Origin of the sequence: Campylobacter sp. BCW_6460 (assembly GCF_001762705.1) — a bacterium.
Taxonomy (GTDB): Bacteria; Campylobacterota; Campylobacteria; order Campylobacterales; family Campylobacteraceae; genus Campylobacter_D; species Campylobacter_D jejuni.
The window spans coordinates 1-5,000 of the sequence record NZ_MJXI01000018.1; the positions used below are offsets into that span (position 1 = coordinate 1).

At 41.7% G+C, this 5,000-nt stretch carries 2 tRNA genes and 3 rRNA genes (1 of these 5 running past the window's edge); all 5 read right to left on the reverse strand.

Annotation, left to right across the window (positions count from 1 at the left end):
• Positions 1–6 precede the first annotated feature (6 nt).
• Positions 7–123: ribosomal RNA gene (rrf, locus tag AJ881_RS04085) — 5S ribosomal RNA — on the reverse strand.
• A 255-nt stretch (positions 124–378) separates the two neighbouring features.
• A 23S ribosomal RNA gene (locus AJ881_RS04090) occupies positions 379–3,435 on the reverse strand.
• A gap of 724 nt (positions 3,436–4,159) precedes the next feature.
• Positions 4,160–4,236: transfer RNA gene (locus AJ881_RS04095), tRNA-Ile, on the reverse strand.
• Between the two features lie 8 nt (positions 4,237–4,244).
• A tRNA-Ala gene (locus AJ881_RS04100) sits at positions 4,245–4,320 on the reverse strand.
• A 103-nt stretch (positions 4,321–4,423) separates the two neighbouring features.
• Positions 4,424–5,000, reverse strand: a 16S ribosomal RNA gene (locus AJ881_RS04105); it runs 936 nt beyond the window's last position.
• Together the 16S, 23S and 5S rRNA genes with 2 tRNA genes alongside form the textbook arrangement of a ribosomal RNA operon.

A 5,000-nucleotide genomic window follows, 5' to 3' on the forward strand; every position in this document is an offset into this window, starting at 1 on the left:
TTAACAAGTCCGCAATGAGCTACTTTCCCCCTGCCAGTAAGGCGTAGTATCATCACCCACGATGTGCTTAGCTTCTTGGTTCGGGATGGAGCAAGGCGTTTCCACATCTGTATAATCACGGACATTGTTATTTAAATATTCTTTGAAAGATTTAATTTATAAATAAAGCTTAATCTTTTATTTCTTTATTTTTTTCTTTATTCTCTTTCTTCTTTACTTATCTTTTATCTTTAATAAGTTTTTATATAGAATACTTAAAAAACAATGTTAAGAGCAAGTTCTAATATAAACTCTACTTGAAAGATTTCTATGAAACTCTAAATATTATCTATATTCAAAGTCTTATTAAAAACCTTAACAAGGAAGTGATGCTTTATTAAAGATAAGCCAAACGCTCTATTAGTACTGGTCAGCTAAAGGACTTTCATCCATTACACACCCAGCCTATCAAACTAGTAGTCTTCTAGAGAGCTTAGAGAAGATTCATCTTAGAGTTGGCTTCACGCTTAGATGCTTTCAGCGTTTATCCTTTCCAAACTTAGCTACGCTGCGATGCTCTTGGCAGAACAACAGCTACACCAGTGGTTTGTTCAACCCGGTCCTCTCGTACTAGGGTCAAATCTCTTCAATCTTCTTACGCCCACGGCAGATAGGGACCGAACTGTCTCACGACGTTCTGAACCCAGCTCGCGTACCGCTTTAAATGGCGAACAGCCATACCCTTGGGACCTGCTCCAGCCCCAGGATGCGATGAGCCGACATCGAGGTGCCAAACCTCCCCGTCGATGTGAGCTCTTGGGGGAGATCAGCCTGTTATCCCCGGGGTACCTTTTATCCTTTGAGCGATGGCCCTTCCACACAGAACCACCGGATCACTAAGACCGACTTTCGTCTCTGCTTGACTTGTATGTCTTGCAGTTAAGCTGGCTTATACCTTTATACTCTACGAACGATTTCCAACCGTTCTGAGCCAACCTTTGTAAGCCTCCGTTATTATTTGGGAGGCGACCGCCCCAGTCAAACTACCCACCAGACATTGTCCCACTTGAGGATAACTCAAGCTGGTTAGCTACCCAAATAAGAAAGAGTGGTATCTCAACAATGGCTCATATACAACTGGCGTCATATACTCAAAGCCTCCCACCTATCCTGCACATTCTTATCCAAGTAGCAGTGTCAAGCTGTAGTAAAGGTCCACGGGGTCTTTCCGTCTTGCCGCGGGTAGGAGGAATTTTCACCTCCACTACAATTTCACTGGATCCCTCTTTGAGACAGCTCCCATCTCGTTACGCCATTCATGCAGGTCGGTATTTAACCGACAAGGAATTTCGCTACCTTAGGACCGTTATAGTTACGGCCGCCGTTTACTCGGGCTTCGATCAAGAGCTTCGCTAATGCTAACCCCATCAATTAACCTTCGAGCACCGGGCAGGCGTCACACCCTATACATCCTCTTACGAGTTAGCAGAGTGCTGTGTTTTTGGTAAACAGTCGGGAGGGACTCTTTGTTGTAAGTTTCCTTGCTTTCGGAGTAAATCCTAATACAAAGCTAACCACACCTTATACCGAAGATACGGTGCTATTTTGCAGAGTTCCTTAAAGAGAGTTCTTCCACGCGCCTTAGAATACTCATCCCACCCACCTGTGTCGGTTTACGGTACGGGCAACATTAGCTAAACTTAGAAACTTTTCTTGGCTCGACGGCATCAGGGGTTCTTCTATCCATCCGAAGATTTCAAAAAGCCTTTCAGTTCTCGGAGTGTTCTTATACGGATTTGCCTGTATAAGCTCCTACGACCTTAGACTAGCACTTCCATCCGCTAGCCCCCTTAGCCCTAAGCGTCCTTCCATCGCACACTAATGTTGGTATTGGAATATTAACCAATTTGCCATCGTCTACCCCTTTCGGACTCGACTTAGGACCCGACTAACCCTACGATGACGAGCATCGCGTAGGAAACCTTGGGTTTACGGCGTTAATGATTCTCACATTAATTATCGCTACTCATGCCTGCATGCTCACTTCTATTCGCTCCAGCACTCCTTACCGGTATACCTTCGACGCAAATAGAACGCTCTCCTACCACTTGCACACAACTTAAACTACTTAACTTTAGCCTAAGAATATTTTTACTGATTTTACTAAGCTTTATTTCTATCTTTACTCTATAAAAATCAGTAAAAATATAACTAAAACATATAACTTAGTTTCTCATATTCTAAACTTAAATAATCTAAGTTGTGTGCAAGTCTACAGCTTCGGTACTTACTTTAGCCCCGTTATATTTTCCGCGCAAAATCACTAGACCAGTGAGCTATTACGCTTTCTTTAAAGGATGGCTGCTTCTAAGCCAACCTCCTGGTTGTTTAAGTAACTTCACATCGTTTTCCACTTAAGTAAGATTTAGGGACCTTAGCTGGTAGTCTGGGTTGTTTCCCTCTTGACGACGGATTTTATCACTCGCCGCCTGACTGCTGTGATTACATATAAGGTATTCGGAGTTTGATAGGGTTTGGTACATTGGTGTATGCCCTAGCCCATTCAGTGCTCTACCCCCTTATATTACGACACAACGCTATACCTAAATATATTTCGGAGAGAACCAGCTATCACGAAGTTTGATTGGCCTTTCACCCCTATCCACAAGTCATCCCGGGGCTTTTCAACGCCTATGGGTTCAGTCCTCCACTAGTTCTTACACTAGCTTCAACTTGCTCATGGATAGATCACTTCGTTTCGGGTCTGCAGCATCTGACTAAGCGCCCTATTCAGACTCGCTTTCGCTACGGCTTCGCGTTTGCTTAACCTTGCCAGACACCACAACTCGCAGGCTCATTATGCAAAAGGCAGTCCATCACACTGTATTGCTACATAGTGCTCTGAATGATTGTAAGCAAATGGTTTCAGGTTCTATTTCACTCTGATCACCTCAGTTCTTTTCACCTTTCCCTCACGGTACTTGTGCACTATCGATCTGGTATTAGTATTTAGGGTTGGATCGTGGTCGACCCGGATTCAGACAGGATTCCTCGTGTCCCGCCCTACTCAGGATACTGCTAGCTAAGCTTTGTTTTTCGCATACGGGACTATCACCCTCTATGGCTATACTTTCCAGAATGTTCTGCTAAACTCAGCTCTTGCACATTGCAGTCCTACAACCCCCAGTGCAAGCACTAGGTTTGCCCTCTTGCGCTTTCGCTCGCCGCTACTGACGCAATCTCTATTGATTTCTTTTCCTGAGGGTACTAAGATGTTTCAATTCCCCTCGTTCGCTCCTATATAGGTAATGTATATCTCTATACATTGGGTTGCCCCATTCGGAAATCTACGGATCAAAGCTTCTTGACAGCTCCCCGTAGCTTATCGCAGTCTAGTACGTCCTTCATCGCCTTTACCAGTCAAGGCATCCACCATTCGCTCTTAGTAGCTTACCTTTTGATGTTCTTTTAGCAGATGAGAAAGCTCATCTTAAAGAACCAAAGCTAAAGGCCTACCCCGCCAACCTAAAAGATATTAGGCTTAAAACGAAATAAACTAAACATTCATTAAAAAATTAATGTAGATAAAGCTTCAATTCTTAATCACTAAAAAAACAATTTGCATAAAAGTTAGATATAACCTAACTTCTACCTTTTATTATTGATTCTAAAACGCATCACTTCCTTGTTAAAGTTTTTATGATAAGACTTCTTTATCTTAAGACGGAAAGCATTCAAACCTTAATATAGAACTAAATGATTTAGTCTTAACTAAGCTGTGAGTTTGAAACTTGTCTTTAATTTATAAATCTTAAATCTAATATTCTCTTTATTTTAAAGATAAAGATAATTAAAAGATATAAGTTAAACCAAAGAAAAGATAAATAGGTTTTATCCTTTAACAAGTCCTGTAAAATTGTTTTTATTAAAACTTGCTTGTGACTCTTAACAATGATAATTAAAAAGAACATTTAGGTTTAAAACCTAAAGGAAGTATATATATTAATATAATCATTATAAATATAAATACATAATGTATATGCTACTTATATCTATTTAAAGTATATTCTTTTATAGCTAAAGATAAAAATAAATCTAAGTATAGAGTTTATATTTTATATTTAATCTACTTTATATACTTGCTTTAGATTTTAAAGCTTTTTTATTCAAATCTTTTTTATGGTGGGCCTAACAAGACTTGAACTTGTGACCTCACCCTTATCAGGGGTGCACTCTAACCAGCTGAGCTATAGGCCCTTAATAAATGGTGGAGAATAGCGGGATCGAACCGCTGACCTCCTGCGTGCAAAGCAGGCGCTCTCCCAGCTGAGCTAATTCCCCATAAACAATTAGCTTTATCATCAATCTTTGAAATCTAAACAAGAATCAATTGAGTTTATATATTTGAAGTAATAGTTGTGAGACTTATTACTTTGTACTCTAGAAAGGAGGTGATCCAACCGCAGGTTCTCCTACGGTTACCTTGTTACGACTTCACCCCAGTCGCTGATTCCACTGTGGACGGTAACTAGTTTAGTATTCCGGCTTCGAGTGAAATCAACTCCCATGGTGTGACGGGCGGTGAGTACAAGACCCGGGAACGTATTCACCGTAGCATGGCTGATCTACGATTACTAGCGATTCCGGCTTCATGCTCTCGAGTTGCAGAGAACAATCCGAACTGGGACATATTTTATAGATTTGCTCCACCTCGCGGTATTGCGTCTCATTGTATATGCCATTGTAGCACGTGTGTCGCCCTGGGCATAAGGGCCATGATGACTTGACGTCGTCCACACCTTCCTCCTCCTTACGAAGGCAGTCTATTTAGAGTGCTCGGCCGAACCGTTAGCAACTAAATACGTGGGTTGCGCTCGTTGCGGGACTTAACCCAACATCTCACGACACGAGCTGACGACAGCCGTGCAGCACCTGTCTCTAAGTTCTAGCAAGCTAGCACCCTCATATCTCTATAAGGTTCTTAGGATATCAAGCCCAGGTAAGGTTCTTCGCGTATCTTC